Here is a 16,758-nt window from a genome sequence, read left to right as displayed (position 1 = left end):
GTCAGCTCACCGTGGCTTCGTTGGCGGGGGGAGCCGTCTCCGGCTGTGCGGTCGGCGACGTGTCCGCAGCCCGCGGCTTCAGCTGGATTTGCTGCGCATCCACGACGGCTCCCGGCTGGATCATCGTCATGCCCTCGACGACGACGCGCTCCCTGGGAGAGATGCCCGTGCGGATCACCCGCAGCCCCTGGACCAGCGGTCCGGTCTCGACTGGCTTGCTCTGCGCCTTGCCGTCGCCACCGACGACGTAGACGAGCTTGCGGGTCTGATCGGTCAGGATCGCCTCGTCGGGGACGAGCATCGCGCGGTAGTGTCCTGATCCCAGGAGCCGTGCGCGGCCGAAGAGGCCGGGGGTCAGGAAGCCGTCGGGATTGCGGACTACGGCATGCGCGCGGATAGTGCCCGAGTTGGTGTCGATCGTGTTGTCCACGAAGCTCATCGAGCCCTTCCAGCGGTACCCGGCCTCGTCGGCGAGCTGTATGTCCACTGGGTTGGCAGCCGTGCGCGACGAACCGCGCGTGCCCGCCTTCGCTTGTCGCATGTACTTCAGGTAGAGGCTCTCCGCGCCCTCGAACGAGAACCACATTGGGTCCGTCGAAACAACGCGGCTGAGCACCGTCTCGCCGGCGGTCGCATAGTTGCCAGCGCTGACCCGGCGGTCGGAGATGCGCCCGGCAGTGGGAGCCCGCACCGTCGCGAAGTCGAGGTTCAGACGCGCATTGCGCACGTTCGCCTCGGCGGCGGCGACGTCCGCGGCCGCAGTTCCGACGGTCGCCTGCTTCTGCTCGAACTCCTCGCGCGAAATGGCGCTGGCCCCAAGAAGGCTGTTTGCCCTGGTGAACTCGCTCCGGGCGTTGACGAGCGACGCGCGGGCACGCGCGACCTGCGCCTGCGCCTGCGCGAGTGCTGCGGCGTAGGGCCGCGGATCGATGACGAACACCGCCTCGCCCTTGCGGACGGTCTGGCCATCGGCGAACAGCACACGGTCGATCGTGCCCGACACGCGAGGCCGGAGTTCGACGTCCTCGATCGCCTGAAAGCGACCGACGTACTCGTCCCAGTCTACGACGTCGCGCTGCAGAGGCACCGCGACCGTCACGTGCGGCTTGGCCGGGGGCGGAGGCGGGGGAGCGCTCGAGCATGCCGCAAGGCTGGCGAGTACAGCCGCCGACGGCAGAGCGAAAAGGGGGAAGTGAAGCCGACGTATCATGGCGGTTTGCGCTTTCCATCTGGAAGTGCCGGATTGTTTCCACAGATCGCGCGTGGGCATCAGTATACCTGCGTATGTGGAAGACGTTGCTGGTTTATCGAAATGCAAGATAGAAGACGGGCGAGGCGCCTTGTGGCACTTTCTACGAACTTCCAAAATATTTCGCGGCCTGCACTTGGATGAGTTCTGCAGCGCGCCTGACAAACGGCGGAACGTTGCCGAAACGCTTCCCGCACAGACCTGTGGCAGCCTGCCCTCATCATCGACGAAGAGATCGTGCTGCAGCGGATGCATGGATCGCAGAACCGGTGAGGCCGCGCGATTGAACGCATGTGCCGAACTGCTCATCCCTGCGTATGACGCCGTAGGCGGCGCTGGAGACGTGGTCTTCGCCCGAGGGTGCGCACGACGCGAGCGTTGCTCACGGCCTCTGCGTTGTCGGACCAGTCAGCGGCGCAGAGCGGCGGCTACTGACCGCTCGGACGAGAACTCTCGCGTTCCACCTTCCGCTGATCGGCGCAGAACCGGTTCATCAAATGCGGAAGGCGCTACCCAAGACCTTGCGTGAACGATCAAGGAGCAGGGATGCCGCCCGATCTGGTGGAACGCTGATCGTCCTCGAGCCGGACCTTGCCTCTGAACACCCAGTAGGCGAAGCCGACGTACGCGAGGATGATGGGCAGGATGCAGACCAGCACGCCGGCCACGATGGCCTGAGTGCGCGGAGCGGACCCGGCTGCACGAAGCGGCAATACGCCGGGGATCGCGTCCGGCCACATGCTGACGCCCAGCCCGATCAGCGCGGTGACCACGAGTGCGCAGGCGTAGAGGAAGGGGCGAGAGTCACGCGTGTTCCACAGGCTGCGCCACGTGGCCAGCCACGCGGCGAAGGCGAGGACGGGAAGGGGCGCCAGCCACAGCACGCCGGGCCAAGTGAACCACCTGGTCCAGATGCTCGGCACCGCGACGGGCGTCCAGCCGCTGACGAGCAGCACCGCCGCCCCAGTCGCGAGCAGCGCGGGGCGCGCGATCTCCCTTGCGAACACCTGCGTCGGTCCCTCGGTCCGCCAGACCAGCCAGCAGGCTCCCAGCAGCGCATACCCCGCGACGACGCCGAGGCCGACCGCGACGGGGAACAGCCCGAGCCAGTCGAACGGACCGCCCGCGAACCGCTCGTCCGACACCGCGATCCTGCCGCTCACCAGCGCCGCCAGGATCGCTCCTTGGCAGAAGGCCGCGGTCACGGATCCCGCGGTGAACGCCGCCGACCATGCGAGCCTGCTCCGGCCGCTCTGCGAGCGGAACTCGAACGCCACGCCGCGGAGAACGAGCCCGAGAAGCATGAGAGCGAGCGGCACGTAGAAGGCTGGAAGAAGCACCGCGAAGGCGACAGGAAATCCAGCTAGGAGGACCATCCCGCCGAGCACGAGCCATGTCTCGTTGCCGTCCCAGATGGGCGCGAGCGACGCGATCATCATGTCCCGGTTCTCCGACTTCGGCGCGAACGGGAAGAGGATGCCCACTCCGAGATCGAAGCCGTCGAGCACGACGTACAGGCCGACCGCGAAGGCTGCGACGGCTGCGTAGAAGAGGGTGTAGTCTAGCGTCGGCATCGGAGCACCGCCCTCGTCGTGACTGGAGGGATCATGCGGCGAGCCCGCGTGCGGCCGCCGGTCGGGTGACGGGCGGCAGGGGCGCCGAGGTCCCGGGGCCGCGCCATGCGAGGCGCCCGGCGAACCAGAGGAAACCCACCAGAAGAAGATTGTACAGGACCAGAGCGATGGCCAGCGATCCCGCGACCGCCCCGCCCGCGATCGGCGACACCGCGTCGACGGTGCGGAGCTGTCCGTAGATGACGTACGGCTGCCGTCCAACCTCGGTGACGGTCCACCCTGCGAGCGTGGCCACGAAGCCCAGGGGCGTCGCCGCCATGCACGCGAGCAGGAACCACCTGCGGTCGTACAGCGCGCCGCGCCAGCGCAGCCATAGCCCGGTCCATGCGACCGCCAGCAGGATCATTCCGCAGCCCACCATGATGCGGAAGGCGAAGAAGACGGGCAGGACGGGGGGACGCTCGCTCCGCGGAAAGTCCTTCAGCCCCTTCACCTCACCGTCGAGTTCGTGCGTGAGGATCAGAGATCCGACGAGGGGGATCTCGATTGCTCCGGCTGTGCGCTCGTTCTTCTCGTCGGGCCAGCCGATCGCCGTGATCGGCACGCGCCTGGCAGTCTCCCACCTAGCTTCGATCGCAGCTATCTTGGCCGGCTGGTGCTCGCGCGTGTTGAGCCCGTGCTGGTCGCCAATCATGATCTGCATCGGCACCAGTACGGCCAGCAGCCCGAGCGAGATCGAGAAGGCCGTACGGGCCGGCCCCTGCTCATCGCTGCGACCGCGCCAGATCCAGAACGCCGACACGCCCGTGACGACGAAGGCGCCGGTGACGAAGCTCGCCATGACCATGTGCGCGAAGCGGTACGGCATGGACGGATTGAAGACGACGCCCCAGAAGTCCGTCGCCACGAAGCGGCCGGGACCCTCGCTGGCGAACGCGACGGGCGTCTGCATCCAGCTGTTGGCCGCGATGATCCAGAAGGCGGAGATGACGGTCCCGGTGGCGACGATGACGCAAGCGGCGAGATGGACGCGCTCTCCCACGCGCTCCTGACCGAAGAGCATGATCCCGATGAAACCCGCCTCAAGGAAGAAGGCGGTCACGACCTCCAGGACGAAGAGTGGGCTGAGCACGTCCGCGGTGGCACGAGCGTAGCCCGACCAGTTCAGGCCCAGCTGATACGAGATCACGACGCCGGTGACGACGCCCATGCCGAAGGCCAGGGCGAAGATGCGGATCCAGAACCGCATGAGCTGCCGGTAGACCGGCTTGCGGGTCCTGAGCCAGGTGGCGTTCAGAAGGACGATGAACCAGGCGAGCCCGATGGTGAAGGCCGGCCATAGGATGTGGTAGCCGATCGTGAACGCGAACTGCAGCCGCGAGAGGATGAAGGTGTCCATGGCCGTCAGGCCTCCGTCGGCTGGGCGGGGCGCTCGAACACGCCGGGCCGCGCAACACTCGACGCCGCTCTCCGTACCCGGACCGGCACCGACTTGTAGGAGGGCGTAAGGCTCGCCGGATCGTGATGACCGAGCGCGATGAGCGCCTGGCACTCGGGGTAGTATGCGCCGCACGAGCCCTCGGGCAGATCGTAGCGCACAGCGGTGAGCCCCGCCACGACCCGGACGCCCTCGCCGTCGTCGAACGCGGTCTCGACATCGACCGAGTCGCCGTCGGCGAGGCCTAGCCGATCGAGGTCGCGTTCGCCGACGAACAGCACGTCGCGCCGGCCGAATACGCCGCGGTACCGGTCGTCCATCCCGTAGACGGTCGTGTTGTACTGGTCGTGACTGCGCATGGATGCCAACCGGAGAACGGCGGGATCCGACGACACCATGTCCTCCTCGAGTCCGGGAAAGATCATGAAGTTCGCCTTGCCCGTCGCTGTCTTCCAAACGCGCTCGGCGGCGGCATTGGGCAGACGGAACCCGCCCGGTTTTCTCACGCGCTCGTTGAACGCCTGGAAGTCGGGGAAGACCGCCTCGATCCGGTCGCGGATGACGGCGTAGTCCGCGATCATGGCGTCCCAGTCGATGCCTCCGCCACCCTCGAGCGCGGTTTTGGCGATGCCGGCGACGATGGCCGGCTCGGAACGCAGGTCTGGCGAGGGCGGGTTGAGGAAGCCGCGCGAGCCGTGGACCATCGACATCGAGTCCTCGACCGTGACCGTCTGCGGACCCGACGCCTGCACGTCGAGGTCGGTGCGGCCGAGACACGGCAGGATGTAGGTGGCGGATCGCGCCGTGAGCAGGTGCGTGCGGTTGAGCTTGGTGGCGATATGCACGGCGAGGTCCACCGACCGGAACGCCTGATGGCAGGCCTGCGGGTCCGGCGCGGCGACTGCCAGGTTGCCGCCGAGACATATGACCGCCTTCGATCGTCCGTCGCGCATCGCCGCGATGCTCTCTACGACCGAGTGGCCGGCGCGGCGCGGCGGATCGAAGCCGAAGGCCGTTCCGAGGCGGTCAAGGAACTCCGGCGAGGGCCGCTCGGTGATCCCGACCGTGCGGTCGCCTTGAACGTTCGAGTGACCCCGCAGCGGGCAGACGCCGGCCCCCGGCCGACCAATGTTGCCCCTGAGCAGCAGCAGGTTGGTGATCTGCTGCACGTTCGCCGTGCCGGTACGATGCTGCGTGATGCCCATGCCGTAGCAGACGATCGCCCGCTCGGCCGCGGCGTACTCCCGAGCGACACCCTCGAGCTGCCCGCGCGTCAGCCCGCTTGCCTTCTCGATGGCGTCCCACGTGCTCGTACGCAGGTCGTCGCGTAGGGCTTCGAACCCCGCCGTGTGTCCGGCGATGAAGGCGTGGTCGAGGACGGCCGGCAGGCCTGCGGCGACGGCCGCCTCGTCCATCTCCACCAGCGACTTGCAGATGCCCTTCAGCGCGGCCGCGTCGCCGCCGATCCGCACTTGGAGGTAGGAGCTGGCGATCGGCACCGAGGTCATGGTCGCCATCTCGACCGGCGCCTGCGGTGCCTCGAAGCGCTCGAGCGCGCGTTCGCGGAACGGATTCACGACGACGATGCGCGCTCCGCGCTTCGAGGCGTCGTGAAGCGAGGTCATCATCCGCGGATGATTGGTCCCCGGATTGTGGCCGATGGAAAGGATGAAATCGGCTTCGTCGAAGTCATCGAGGGTCACCGTACCCTTGCCGACACCGATCGCCTGCGGAAGGCCGACACTGGTCGGCTCGTGGCACATGTTCGAGCAGTCGGGAAAGTTGTTCGTGCCGTACCGGCGGACGAAGAGCTGGTACAGGAAGGCGGCCTCGTTGGAGGCGCGACCGGAAGTGTAGAACTCGGCCTGATCCGCTTGGTCGAGCCGCCGCAGATGCTGGCCGATGTCCTCGAAGGCGTCTTCCCAGGTCACCGGCACGAACCTGTCGGACGCCTGATCGTAGCGCAGCGGCTGCGTCAGGCGGCCCTGCATCTCCAGCCAGTGGTCGGTCTTCTCCCAGAGGTCCGAGATGGTGTTTTCGGCGAAGACTTCGCTGCCCGCCCGGCGAGCGGTCGACTCCCAGGATATCGCCTTGGCGCCGTTCTCGCAGAACTCGAACGAGGAGGTGTGCTTCGGGTCAGGCCACGCGCACCCGGGGCAGTCGAACCCGGTCGGCTGGTTGGCGTGCAGGAGCGTGGCGGGCCCGGCAATGGAGAGCTGCTGCCTCTTCAGCGTGGTCGCGACCGCCTTAAGCGCGCCCCAGCCCCCGGCCGGTTCGTCGTAGGCGCGGATGCCGTCCGGACGCTTCTCAGTCATGAGGCAAGGCCCGTGTCGCGTACGAGTTCGTGTTCTGCATCAGGCACCTGTCTGGACGACCGACTGATCCGGTATGCAGCAGACCGATGCCTCGCACAGTCATACGCGTGGATGATGGATCGAAGTCCAGGCGGAGAGCACCCGCCACCCGAGTTGCAGCGTCGATGCGGGAACTCGGAGAAATCCGTCTATCGCGGCGCGAATGCTTGAAGGACCCTACCTCCGAAGCCGACATCTTCGGTTGGCGCGGAATGCGCTTGCGCCAAGCGGATGCAAGATTCTAAGCAATGGGAGTTCGACTGGTGCTACTTGTCTTCATCGTCGTCGCGTTCGCGTACCGGTTCTGGATGCTCGGCGTGTCCATACGCAACGAGAAGGCGCTCAAGGCCGCCGGCGCGGTTGAGCACGGGAGCGCGAACTCCCGGCTGCTCGCTGGCGCGCACGTCCTCTTCTACCTGGCCGCGTCGGCGGAGGGACTCGTCAGATCGATGCCGTTCGACGCTGTTTCGGCCGTCGGACTTGCCCTCTATCTGTTCGGAGCCGTCATGCTGCTTGTCGTCTCGAGGCTTCTCGGGCGGTTCTGGACCGTCAAGCTGATCATCGCACGGGATCATCGCCTGGTCGTGCACCCGCTCTTCCGGCGGGTGCGCCATCCCAACTACTACCTCAACATCCTCCCTGAACTGATCGGGTTCGCTGTGACGCTCCACGCCTTCGTGGCCCTGGTCGTCGGCCTCGCCGTCTACCTGGTCCCGCTCGTCGTACGGATCCGTGAGGAGGAGCAGGTCATGAAGACCACGTTCGCCGCCTACTGAGGGAGAAAGCTGGGTTCGCGCGCTACGGCCCAGGCGGCAGGAAGCCGACCCGCACGACGCGGGCGACCACTCACTTTGCAAAAGCCGCCCGCGGGCGTGCCGTGGATCTGAAAGGATCAGCATGTCAGTCGAAGTCACCCCCGTCGTCGGCAAGGCCGACAGGAAGATCTTTCTGGACCTGCCATGGTCGATCTATCGCAACGATCCGAATTGGGTGGCGCCGCTCAGGGGAGAGGCGCGCGACCTCATCACGCCGGGCGGCAACCCGTTCTTCTCGCATGCCGATGCTCAGTACTTCCTCGCGCGACGCGACGGGCAAGTCGTCGGCCGGATCTCGGCCCATATAGATCATCTCGCCCTGACCATGCCGCCCGAACAGGGCATGGGGCCGGGAACCGGCTTCTTCGGCCTCTTCGAGGCGACAGACGAGGAGAGCTCGCTCGCGCTCATCGCCGCCGCCGAGGACTGGCTTCGCGGCAAGGGCATGACCCGCGTCCTGGGGCCTGTGTCTCTTTCGATCTGGGAGGAGCCCGGGCTGCTGATCGAGGGACACGACCATCCGCCGACCGTGATGATGGGGCACGACAGCGCCGCCTATCGACCGTGGATTGAGGCCGCAGGTTACGAACCGGTCAAGCAGCTCAAGACCTGGGACCTGGACATCACCCGCAGCTTCTCGCCGCTGCTGCAGCGGGTGATCGACTCGGGTCACCGGAACCCGCGAATCCGGATCAGGCAGGTCGACAAGTCGCGCTTCGAGGACGAGGCGGCTATCATCATGGCCATCCTCAACGACGCGTGGGGCCGCAACTGGGGCTTCGTGCCTATCACCGACGAGGAGGTCGAGTTCACGGGCAAGAAGCTGAAGCCGATCGTGTTCGAGGATCTCATCCTGATCGCCGAGGTCGACGAGGAGCCGGTGGCCTTTATGATGACGCTTCCCGATCTCAACGAGGCGCTCAAGCCGCTTAGGGGCTCGCTTCTGCCGTTCGGCTGGGCGCGGCTACTGCTGTGGCTGAGACGGCCCAAGGTCCGCACGATGCGCGTGCCGCTCATGGGCGTCGTCCGACGACTGCAGTCGTCTCGGATGGCAAGCCAGCTTGCCTTCATGATGATCGATCAGATCCGCCAGTCCTCCGTCAGGAACTACGGCGCGACGCGCGGAGAGATCGGCTGGATTCTTGACGACAATCAAGGAATGAACGCCATTGCCGAGGCGATCGGCAGCAAGGTTAACAAGGTTTATCAGGTCTACGGTAAGTCACTCGAGGAGGGATAATCCTCGGCGCTGAGGGCAGACGGTGGACTAAACCATTCTTTTGCGACGCGGAGCGAGGTGCTAGTCAGGGGTTGATAGCGATTTGGCTGCTTTCGGGCAGACGCCCGGGAAGTCGGACGTTTGCTTTGGAGGCATGCAAGGGGGCTTGAAAGCCGGCTTATTCGACCCTCGTTTTATAAACGCGGGCGCAGTTCTCGCTTGCCTGTACTTCAGGCTTCGTCCTTGGCAAGGCATAGCAACCTCCGGAACTCAGCTACCGCTGGCAGCGTGCTCTGATCCATGCGTCCTGCAAGCTCCACAGATCGAGGCGCCCAGAGATTAGCGTGGAGGCGCATCGGAAGGTGTGGGATCGGTGTTGGGTCCCAGCTACGACGCTCGTGAACCGGTACGCCGTCAACCAACCACGTGATGCGACCCGGAGACCATTCGATAGCATAGGCATGGAAATCAGCCGAAGCGTCAAAGCCAAGGTGGATCCGGCATGGTAAGCCACGGTAGCCGAAACCGAATGCGGCACCCTCGTCGCCGGGATTGAAATAAACGTTGGCCAGCATGGAGCACGGTTCGTTGCCCGTTGAGGTGTGGAGGCGCCCGCGATCGAGCTGCTGGGCCTGGACGGCAGGCACGGCTTCGCACAGCTGAAGGGGCGGACCCGGATCGTGTCGCTTTGGGCGGAACGGTGCCTTCCGTGCCTAGTGGAGGCGAAGAACCTAGCTGCGCTGCGCTCGCGATTTGGCGGACCGGGGTTCGACATCCTTGCGGTCCTGACGGCGGGTCGTTCCAATCCGACGCCCCAGCAGGCCGTTGCGCGGCTCAGGCAGGTCGGCGCGGGCGGGCTTCCGACATGGGTCGAGCCGAGGAACGGCCGCCAGGTCGGTCTCGCGCTTGCGGTGGAGGAGCCGCCTCACATCTCGATTCCTTGCAACCTGGTCATCGACAGCAGCGGTCGCGTGAGAGGACGAAGCATAGGAAATGGGGTATCTCCGGGGCCGAAGGGGCGGAGCCACTGGGCCACCCCGGCCGCGGCAGCCTTCGTGGCTGCGCTCCGCGACGGCGCGCTCGACCACGTCTGATCGCCCCTGACGGCTGAGACGCGCGCCGTCGGCGGCGCCAGCAGCGCCGGATCGCTCCGCCGGCGTGGCCGACGTCATCGGCAGGCTCCATACGGCTCCGGCGACCGGCGACCGACGATCGGCGATCGGAAGCGTCGACGGTCGCACGGGCCTTGGGCCTCAGGCCGCGGAGTGCGTCTCCACCGGAGCCGCGGCCGGGTAGTCGTTGTACCCGCTCTCACCCTGCGTAAACCACGTGTCCGGGTCGTCGGCCGAGAGCGGGATGCCCTCCGCGATGCGACGCGGCAGATCGGGGTTCGAGATGAAGGGGCGGCCGAAGGCCACCGTGTCGCCGATCCCTTGCGCAAGCTCGGCCTCGGCCCGCGCGGCGTCGAAGTCGGAGTTGAGGATGAGAGGCCCCTTAAAGTGGGGCTTCAGCGCGCTTGCCAGCGGGTCGATGTCGCCCTTGCCGAAGGATCCGTCCAACGGAGGCTCACGCAGCTCCAGATGGGCGATCCCGATGGCCGACATCGTTTCTAGCGCTTGGGCGAACAGCGGAAGGGGATCGCTGTCGGCGACTCCCTGCGTCTCCCCGTTCGGCGACAGCCGCACGCCGGTGCGGTCGGCGCCGATCGCGTCGGCGACTACCTGAGTCGCCTCCTTGAGCACGCGGATCCTGTTCTCGATCGAACCGCCGTAGTCGTCGTCGCGGTGGTTGGCGTTGTCGCGAAGGAACTGGTCGATGAGATAGCCATTCGCGGCGTGGATCTGCGCGCCGTCGAAGCCGGCCTCGATAGCGTTTAGAGCGCCGCGGCGGAAGTCGCCCAGGATCTCCTGTATTTCGTGCGGATGCAGATGACGCGCCTGCTCGTATGGCTGTCGGCCGTCATAGGTATGCGCGTGGCTCGGTGCGGTGGTCGCGGAGGCCGACACGGGCCGCTCCCCGTTGTTGAAGCTCGAGTGCACCACCCGGCCCATGTGCCACAGCTGCACGATGATGCGACCGCCCTGCTCATGCACGGCATCCGTGACGCGACGCCAGCCAGCGATCTGCTCGGGCGTCCACAGGCCGGTGGCATACGGCCAGCCGAGCCCCTGCTGGCTGATGCCGACGGCTTCCGAGATGATCAGGCCGGCCGAGGCGCGATCGGCATAGTACCTCTCCATCTTGGGCGTGGGCACGTGCTCTCGCGTTCCGCGCGCGCGTGTCATCGGCGCCATCAGAATGCGGTTCGGCAGTCTCAGCGCTCCGAGATCAATGGGATCGAACAGGTTGGGCATCTTGGTTCTCCGTAGAAGAAGGAGCATCCGCGGCGAGCTGGGCCGCGGGCGCTGTTGCGGCAGTTCAGACCAGGCGGGAGCCGCCGTCGACGTTGAGCACCGCACCGTTCATCCAGCCGTTGGCCATCAGGAAGACGACGGCCGCACCGGCCTCCTCCGCCGTCCCCATGCGATGCAGCGGCAGCGTGTTCTTCAGCCGCTCCACATACGCTTCGCGTCCGTCGCCTAGCGTCTTGGCGAGCAGAGGCGTGTCAATCGGGCCCGGAGAGAGGGTGTTGATCCGGCGCGGGGCCAGCTCGAGCACCAGGCCACGGGCAAGCGCCTCCATCGCAGCCGACGCGGCTGCGAGCACGGCCGTCCCGAATCCGTTCGGCCGGTCGGCGAGCGCGCCGGAGATGAGCGTCACCGTGCCGTTGGGGGCGAGCCGGCCACCAAGCGCCTGTATGGCGGTGATCGACGCCCAGATCCGCTCGTCGAAGGCACGACGCAGATGGGACACGTCGGTCTCCAGCACCTTGCCGGCCACGAACGAGCCGGCGAGCAGAACGAGGTGGTCGACGTGCGGGACGTCCATGAGCGCCGCCGAGAACTCCTCCGCGTTCGTCACGTCGGCTGCGCCGTAGCCGGCGAAGCCGTGCTCCGCCGCCACCTCGCCTGCGCGCTCGCGATCGTGCCCGAACACGATCACGTTGGCGCCCGCGTCCTTCGCCTGCACTGCGGCAGCGAGGCCGATGCCGGAGGTGCCCCCGACGATGAGGACCGTCTTGCCCGCCAGACTGGTCTCGATGAAGGAAGGGCGAGAGACGTTGGTGGTCATTTGTGCCTCCGTTCGAGCGCCACCACGGCGCCGTTGAGCTTCAGGTATCCCACCGACGCGGCATTGATAATCAGCCTGAATGGCGCTTCAATGCGGTCATGATGGAACAGATCGGTATCGAGAGAATGACGGGCCTGACCGCGTTCGCGCGCGCGGCCTCGTTGGGAAGCTACTCGGCGGCGGCGCGATCGCTGTCCCTGTCGCCGTCGGCGGTCAGCAAGAGCGTAATGCGGCTCGAGAGCCGGCTTGGACTGACGCTCTTCACCCGCACGACAAGGTCCCTCGTGCTGACGCCCGAGGGGCGCGACCTGCACGAGCGCGCGCTTCGGCTGCTGCGCGAGGCGGAGGAGATCGAGCAGGTCGCGATCGCGGCAAGAGCGGAGCCGTCCGGCACCCTCAAGATCGCCGCGCCGCTTCCGATCGGTGTACACGTCCTCGCGCCGGCTCTGACGCGTTTCCGCTCGCTTCATCCCGGGGTGACGGTGGATCTCCGGCTGGGCGACCAGGTCATCGACATCGTCGACGAGGGCGTCGACGTCGCCATCAGGGTAGGCGATCTTCCAGACTCCCGGCTGATCTCCAGGAGCCTTGCACCGCATCGCCTCTGCGCGTTCGCTGCACCATCCTACCTCGAAGCGAGGGGCAGACCCGCCATCCCCGAAGAATTGGACGGGCACGACTGCGTCAACTTCCGCTACCAGAGCACTGGACAGGTGCTTCGCTGGCCTTTCAGGGTAGGCGACAGGACCGTGGAGATCGTTCCCCGGGCGAACATCGTGGTCGACGTCAGCGACGCGGTGATCGCCGCAGTGGCCGCAGGAGCAGGGATCGGCATGTCGCCGACCTACATGGCCGCGCCCTACGTGCTGCGCGGCGAGATCGTCCCGGTCCTGGCGAAGCACGCAGTCGATCTCTTCGACGTGACGGCGCTCTGGCCGCAGAGTCGCCGCGCAAGTCCCAACGTCCGAGCCTTCCTCGCCTTCATCGAGGAGCTGTTCCGAAATCCCACGCCCTGGGACGCAGCCGTGCAGGATGCAGCGGCAGTCTAGGGAAGTCTCAGCAGGCGGATGCATCGGCCGCTTTCGGAGGCGTCGAAGCCTGCGTCCTCATCGTCGAGGGCAGCGGTCCGGTGTCGTGCCGGGCTTCGCCCGAAGGGTCCGCCCGGGCGGCGGCGAGGTAGCCGCCGACGACGAAGACGAGCCCGCCGAGCACGTTTGCTACGGTGACGATCGTCAGGTTCCGCGCCGCTCCGGCCAAGCCGATGCTCGGATCGGAGACGAGAACACCGAGCGTCAGCGCGGTCATGTTCGCCACCGAATGCTCGAAGCCCGACGCCACGAAGGCCATCAGTATCCAGCCAAGCACGATGCATTTCGCGGCGTCGCCGTGGACGCGGACCGCCGTCCAGATTGCCAGACAGACCAGCCAGTTGCACAACACGCCCCGTGCGAGAAGCGCGAGCGCGTCGCTGTCTACCTTGTGAGCGACGTAGACGTGTAGCTGCTCGGCGGAACCGGCGAAGATCGCGCCGCCGCCACCCGCCTTGAAGAGGAGCGACAGGATCAGAGCTCCGGCCGCGTTGCCGACCCATACGACGATGAGAAGGCTTAGCGCGCTGCGGATGCTTACGCTGCCTCGGGCAAGACCGAAGCCGAGATACATGGCGTAGCCTGTGAAGAGTTCGGCACCGGCGAAGATCGTCAGGATCAGACCGACGCCGAACACGGCACCCATGGCGAGTGGGCGGGCTCCGGCGGGAAGGCCTGCCGCCACGCTTAGCGCAAGGATCATGGCGATGCCGATGTAGGCGCCGGCGAACATGGCTCCTACGAGAAAGCCGAAGGGCGATCGGCCAAGCCCCTCAGCCTTCTCGCGGGCCACCTCCGCGAAGTGGCTGATGGTCGGCTCGTACATGCGTCTCGGCTCCCGTTGACGGACGCAGGATGCGAGAAGAGTACGTCGTGGGCGATCAGACGGACGGGAGTGCCGTCCCATACTCGCGTATGCGCATGTCCGATCCCAAGCCGACTACCCGATGGTTGCGGCAGGCTACTCCGAGCCGCGACGCTTCAAGTAGCGCTATTGTCAGTTGAGAGCCGCGCAGAGGAAGTTTGTCGCCTCGTCGCAGCGAAGATTCCCTGCAGGACTCCCGAGCCAATGATGCGGAAACGGCCGAAGCATGTGCACGGCTCCTTTCACCCCGGCGAGCGGCTCGAGCGAAGAGAATTCGATTCTTCCTTGTCGTTCACGAGTCGTCCGGCAAGACTGATCAGCGCTAATAGGGTGTCCGTGCGATGCGCCGTCATATTGGCGTCGGCCTCGCAAGCGCTTTGCAGGCGATTGGAGGACGATCCCCATCGATATTAGACGATCTGTACGCCCCGCACCCGCTGGCGGCCCGCAATCCGATCGATCGCCTGGCGGATCTTTGGAGAGCCTCGTATGAGCCATACGGACGTATCATGGCTCCAAGAAGTCTCATCAGACATGACTTCCTGGAAACAGCGACCGTGCGTAGGAGCATTGGACGATGACCGACCAATTTCGACCGAGTAGAGATCGCGACGTCGGCTTGTCGGAGCGCGGCGACGCTGGCGGTGACAGGACTCTATCGGACCGCCTGGCGGCTGATCCGGAGAACGTCGATGCACGGCTGGATGAGGCACTCGACGAGACGATGGACGCGTCGGATCCGATCCAGCTGACGGACGGCGGGAGCTCCGGACGGTAGCGCCGGTGAGGCCCGTCGGACCGCTTATCGCTAAGCGCTGAGGCCGACGCGATCAGGCGACCTTTCAATGGCTGATCGCCGGCGGCAGCGATCTTCGGAACGGCCGAGAACCGTGTTCTCAGCAGATCATCGGAGCGTTGGAACGATCGCCGGCGGTCGAGTGCGGCAAAAGTGTACTTGGCGGATCGGTTCCTCCCGCTGCGTTAGGCTAAGCTGACGGGACCGAGCCAGCTCCAGCTACCATCGCCGCCAATAGTCGCGGCGCGCGTGTCCTCTTGGATGACAGGTGTGGATCTCGCTCTTCCGACAGGGATCAGCCTCATCTTCGATTAGGTCGCGACCATGTCTGCGCAAAGGTTCGCCGTACATACCCGCTCGTGGCACTTTGCCCCGGGTAAAGTGCCACGAGCGGGCAATCGACAGTTGAAGTCGAAAGGGGATTCACCTTCCGGCGCTACTGTGCTCTCTGATCACGACATGTTCCAACCCGACCTCTTCTCAGTCGAACCTGCTACCAAGCGCGAGGAGGCGCAGGCTCGTGCCCGACCGCTGGACCTCGCTGGCGTCATCGAGCGGCTCACGGCGACGTGCGAGCGCCCGCGCTACAGCTTCATGGTTCTCAATCTGATAGCCCAGGCCAGCACTCGCACAGGGTCGGCCGGGCCGTACGTCTTCGAAGGCGGGCAGAGAGTGTCCATACGTGACTGGCTGTGCGATGCGCTGGTACCCGTTGCGCAGCGCGATCCCAGAAGGATCGGCCTCGCGGACAAGGTCAGGTCCGAACTCCTGAAGGGCAGCGCCCTTCCTGCGGAGACCGACGCCGCCGCGAAGCTGATCGACGATCAGGTCCGACGGAGAGTGATGCAGTCTGGACGCACGAACGTGAGCCGAGCGGTCTCCGAGCTCGTCCGAGCCGGCTTCGTACGGCGGCACTACGAAGGGTATAAGGTCGATCACCAAAATCGCGGCGGCCGGCGCGTCGCCGTGTACACGCTTACCGAGGAGGTACGTGGTGCTCTCAAGCTTTCGCGATGAAGCGACCGGCCGTTCGCGCCGACGCACTCGCTGATCATAGGCCGGCGACGAGCTCCATCGCCACCCGGCTCGACTACGCTTCTACCGGATGGCTACGACCTTTACTCCGGCCGCATCGGCCACCTTCTTCCAGTTCTGATCGCTGGTCCAGGCCGGCAGACCGTCGCGTTGCGCCAGCGCGAGGCAGAACCGGTCGCCGAGGCTGAGTCCGGCCTCCGCCGTCAGGCGGCGCAATCGACCCGCCAGAGTCGCGAGCGTGCGATCGGCTGAGACCACGACCAACGGCAGCGGCTGAAGCATGGCGTCGACCTCGCCGGTCGGCATGCCCGCATGAACGAAGTGGCTGACGACCTCCGCGTAGTTGACGCTGCTGATCCGCGCTCCCGCGATCGCGCCGGCGACCTTGACCGCTCCCTTCTCGCCCTTGACCATGGCGATCAGCGCGGAGGCGTCGAGAACCACCTCAGTCATTCGCCGCTATCCTCGCGGCGCCGGGCGAGGAACGCCTCCACGCTCGCCTCGGGGTTGCCGCCGGTGAACTGCCTGGCAAGCGCCTGCGCGCGAGCCACTGCCTGGGCAGCGGTGCGCAGCACCACGCCGTCCTCCGTCTCGTCGAGGTAGACCGCGCCGCCGGAAGTGAGTCCAAGCCGCTTTCGGATGTCGGCGGGTAGACTCATTCGTCCGTTCGGCGTGATGTTGACTTGCACGGTCATGCGGGCACTCCGACGCCTGATGGGCTCGCGCCAGCAGATAGTCTCGGAGGCGCAGACGATCAACGCCCAACGCCGCAAGGTACAGCAGCGTGCCTGTGACACGCCCTCTCCCCTTTGTCACGGCGCTAGCGGCCACTTTCCATAACCTCGCATTATGGAAAGAGCTAAGACGCGCTAAAGAGTGGTAGTCAGGGTATACCCTGCCTGACAAAGGTGCTTTTGGCTGATTAGCGAACCCATTGCACATGTCACATTGGGGCTACCCAGATCAGACATCGATCTAGCGGCGCGCTATGAGGACGCGGGACGGGCAGGGGAGATGAGACGGTTGCGACCTAACCGCTTGTACCGATTGCTCGTGCGGTCGTGAGCAACCGGTGATCGCAAGCGATCTTTGCAAGAAGGGTGCGACTGCACCCGATCGCGTTCATAGATCCGCGCCAGCTGCGTCCGTCGCTC

The 16,758-nt window shown here is 66.0% G+C and carries 15 protein-coding genes; 5 read left to right on the top strand and 10 right to left on the bottom strand.

Annotated features, from left to right (window positions below; genetic code table 11):
* Position 1: 1 nt before the first annotated feature.
* The 4 genes from ACMGDM_RS17055 to ACMGDM_RS17040 form a co-directional block, all read right to left on the bottom strand.
* Positions 2–1,099 (bottom strand): efflux RND transporter periplasmic adaptor subunit, encoded by a 1,098-nt coding sequence (locus ACMGDM_RS17055; protein ID WP_436805325.1) that lies wholly within the window; start codon positions 1,097–1,099, stop codon positions 2–4.
* A gap of 683 nt (positions 1,100–1,782) precedes the next feature.
* Positions 1,783–2,823: a cytochrome d ubiquinol oxidase subunit II gene (gene cydB, locus ACMGDM_RS17050; RefSeq protein WP_436805324.1), complete on the bottom strand. Its 1,041-nt coding sequence runs from the start codon at positions 2,821–2,823 to the stop codon at positions 1,783–1,785.
* A 31-nt stretch (positions 2,824–2,854) separates the two neighbouring features.
* Positions 2,855–4,222 (bottom strand): cytochrome ubiquinol oxidase subunit I, encoded by a 1,368-nt coding sequence (locus ACMGDM_RS17045; protein WP_436805323.1) that lies wholly within the window; start codon positions 4,220–4,222, stop codon positions 2,855–2,857.
* A gap of 5 nt (positions 4,223–4,227) precedes the next feature.
* Positions 4,228–6,576: an FdhF/YdeP family oxidoreductase gene (locus ACMGDM_RS17040; RefSeq protein ID WP_436805322.1), complete on the bottom strand. Its 2,349-nt coding sequence runs from the start codon at positions 6,574–6,576 to the stop codon at positions 4,228–4,230.
* Between the two features lie 302 nt (positions 6,577–6,878).
* Between ACMGDM_RS17040 and ACMGDM_RS17035 the strand changes: the two genes are divergently transcribed.
* Both ACMGDM_RS17035 and ACMGDM_RS17030 read left to right on the top strand, forming a co-directional pair.
* Positions 6,879–7,391 carry an isoprenylcysteine carboxylmethyltransferase family protein gene (locus ACMGDM_RS17035; protein ID WP_436805321.1) on the top strand — a complete coding sequence of 171 codons (513 nt, stop codon included), beginning with the start codon at positions 6,879–6,881 and terminating at the stop codon, positions 7,389–7,391.
* Positions 7,392–7,512: 121 nt separating this feature from the next.
* Entirely contained in the window at positions 7,513–8,670 is a 1,158-nt protein-coding gene (locus ACMGDM_RS17030; RefSeq protein ID WP_436805320.1) for a GNAT family protein, read from the top strand.
* A gap of 209 nt (positions 8,671–8,879) precedes the next feature.
* Here the strand turns inward: ACMGDM_RS17030 and ACMGDM_RS17025 are convergent, their stop codons facing one another.
* The 3 genes from ACMGDM_RS17025 to ACMGDM_RS17015 form a co-directional block, all read right to left on the bottom strand.
* Positions 8,880–9,224, bottom strand: a complete 345-nt coding sequence (locus tag ACMGDM_RS17025) for a family 16 glycosylhydrolase (protein ID WP_436805319.1) — start codon at positions 9,222–9,224, stop codon at positions 8,880–8,882.
* Between the two features lie 678 nt (positions 9,225–9,902).
* Complete coding sequence (locus ACMGDM_RS17020; protein ID WP_436805318.1) at positions 9,903–11,003, bottom strand: alkene reductase; 1,101 nt, start codon at positions 11,001–11,003, stop codon at positions 9,903–9,905.
* Between the two features lie 64 nt (positions 11,004–11,067).
* A complete protein-coding gene (locus ACMGDM_RS17015; RefSeq protein ID WP_436805317.1) occupies positions 11,068–11,820 on the bottom strand; it encodes an SDR family oxidoreductase in 753 nt (250 codons plus the stop codon).
* Positions 11,821–11,822: 2 nt separating this feature from the next.
* Here ACMGDM_RS17015 and ACMGDM_RS17010 point away from each other — a divergent pair, with 2 nt between their 5' ends.
* Positions 11,823–12,869 carry a LysR family transcriptional regulator gene (locus ACMGDM_RS17010; protein ID WP_436805316.1) on the top strand — a complete coding sequence of 349 codons (1,047 nt, stop codon included), beginning with the start codon at positions 11,823–11,825 and terminating at the stop codon, positions 12,867–12,869.
* 7 nt (positions 12,870–12,876) lie between these two features.
* On the opposite strand, the gene ACMGDM_RS17005 is transcribed toward ACMGDM_RS17010, so the two are convergent.
* Positions 12,877–13,734 (bottom strand): formate/nitrite transporter family protein, encoded by an 858-nt coding sequence (locus ACMGDM_RS17005; RefSeq protein ID WP_436805315.1) that lies wholly within the window; start codon positions 13,732–13,734, stop codon positions 12,877–12,879.
* Positions 13,735–14,350: 616 nt separating this feature from the next.
* Here ACMGDM_RS17005 and ACMGDM_RS17000 point away from each other — a divergent pair.
* Complete coding sequence (locus ACMGDM_RS17000; protein ID WP_436805314.1) at positions 14,351–14,551, top strand: hypothetical protein; 201 nt, start codon at positions 14,351–14,353, stop codon at positions 14,549–14,551.
* A 477-nt stretch (positions 14,552–15,028) separates the two neighbouring features.
* On the top strand, positions 15,029–15,586 hold the full coding sequence (locus ACMGDM_RS16995; protein ID WP_436805313.1) for a hypothetical protein: 558 nt from the start codon (positions 15,029–15,031) through the stop codon (positions 15,584–15,586).
* Between the two features lie 81 nt (positions 15,587–15,667).
* Here ACMGDM_RS16995 and ACMGDM_RS16990 read toward each other — a convergent pair whose 3' ends face one another.
* Both ACMGDM_RS16990 and ACMGDM_RS16985 read right to left on the bottom strand, forming a co-directional pair.
* Complete coding sequence (locus tag ACMGDM_RS16990) at positions 15,668–16,057, bottom strand: type II toxin-antitoxin system VapC family toxin (protein WP_436805312.1); 390 nt, start codon at positions 16,055–16,057, stop codon at positions 15,668–15,670.
* Complete coding sequence (locus ACMGDM_RS16985; RefSeq protein WP_436805311.1) at positions 16,054–16,299, bottom strand: AbrB/MazE/SpoVT family DNA-binding domain-containing protein; 246 nt, start codon at positions 16,297–16,299, stop codon at positions 16,054–16,056. The genes ACMGDM_RS16990 and ACMGDM_RS16985 overlap by 4 nt, the downstream gene beginning before the upstream one ends.
* Between the last annotated feature and the right edge of the window lie 459 nt (positions 16,300–16,758).

The organism is Sphingomonas larreae (assembly GCF_051400595.1).
In the GTDB taxonomy this organism is placed as follows: domain Bacteria; phylum Pseudomonadota; class Alphaproteobacteria; order Sphingomonadales; family Sphingomonadaceae; genus Sphingomonas.
This window is presented reverse-complemented; position numbering and strand designations above follow the sequence as displayed.

Coding starts and splice junctions, on each gene's coding strand:
- ACMGDM_RS16990 (WP_436805312.1), bottom strand. CDS start 16,057: ATGACTGAGGTGGTTCTCGACGCCTCCGCGCTGATCGCCATGGTCAAG.
- ACMGDM_RS17000 (WP_436805314.1), top strand. CDS start 14,351: ATGACCGACCAATTTCGACCGAGTAGAGATCGCGACGTCGGCTTGTCG.
- cydB (WP_436805324.1), bottom strand. CDS start 2,823: ATGCCGACGCTAGACTACACCCTCTTCTACGCAGCCGTCGCAGCCTTC.
- ACMGDM_RS17020 (WP_436805318.1), bottom strand. CDS start 11,003: ATGCCCAACCTGTTCGATCCCATTGATCTCGGAGCGCTGAGACTGCCG.
- ACMGDM_RS16995 (WP_436805313.1), top strand. CDS start 15,029: ATGTTCCAACCCGACCTCTTCTCAGTCGAACCTGCTACCAAGCGCGAG.
- ACMGDM_RS17040 (WP_436805322.1), bottom strand. CDS start 6,576: ATGACTGAGAAGCGTCCGGACGGCATCCGCGCCTACGACGAACCGGCC.
- ACMGDM_RS17015 (WP_436805317.1), bottom strand. CDS start 11,820: ATGACCACCAACGTCTCTCGCCCTTCCTTCATCGAGACCAGTCTGGCG.
- ACMGDM_RS17045 (WP_436805323.1), bottom strand. CDS start 4,222: ATGGACACCTTCATCCTCTCGCGGCTGCAGTTCGCGTTCACGATCGGC.
- ACMGDM_RS17030 (WP_436805320.1), top strand. CDS start 7,513: ATGTCAGTCGAAGTCACCCCCGTCGTCGGCAAGGCCGACAGGAAGATC.
- ACMGDM_RS16985 (WP_436805311.1), bottom strand. CDS start 16,299: ATGACCGTGCAAGTCAACATCACGCCGAACGGACGAATGAGTCTACCC.
- ACMGDM_RS17025 (WP_436805319.1), bottom strand. CDS start 9,224: ATGCTGGCCAACGTTTATTTCAATCCCGGCGACGAGGGTGCCGCATTC.
- ACMGDM_RS17005 (WP_436805315.1), bottom strand. CDS start 13,734: ATGTACGAGCCGACCATCAGCCACTTCGCGGAGGTGGCCCGCGAGAAG.